This is a genomic window from Cupriavidus sp. D384 (assembly GCF_001652915.1).
GTDB lineage: Bacteria > Pseudomonadota > Gammaproteobacteria > Burkholderiales > Burkholderiaceae > Cupriavidus.
On record NZ_BBQI01000063.1, the window covers coordinates 1 to 509 of the forward strand.

General features: G+C 58.7%; 1 pseudogene. It reads right to left on the reverse strand.

The window, feature by feature from the left end:
- Window positions 1-509 (reverse strand): annotated as a pseudogene (locus A9J21_RS31970) (hypothetical protein); the annotation flags it as partial.

Genomic DNA, 509 nt, shown 5'->3' on the forward strand with positions numbered 1-509 from the left:
CCATTACCGTCGGTGTTGATGCGACCGCCGTTATCGACGCCAGTGCCGTTCGTCGAGTTGCCGGAAACATTGGTCGAGCCATTACCGCCCGTGTTGATCGAACCGTTGCCGTTATCAACACCGGTACCGTTCGTCGAGTTGCCCGAGACGTTGGTCGCGCCGTTACCGTCCGTGTTGATTGCGCCATTGCCGTTGTCTACACCTGGGCCGTCAGTCGAATTGCCCGAGATATTCGTCGAGCCATTGCCGCCGGTGTTGATGGTGCCGTTGCCATTATCAACGCCGCTGCCGTTGGTCGAGTTGCCGGAGACGTTGGTCGAGCCATTGCCGTCCGTATTGATGCCACCCCCGTTGTCTACGCCGGTGCCGTTGGTCGAGTTACCCGAGACATTGGTCGAGCCATTGCCACCGGTGTTGATCGTGCCGTTACCGTTGTCCAGGCCTGGGCCATCTGTCGAATTACCCGAGATATTCGTCGATCCGTTGCCGCCAGTGTTGATCGCTCCATT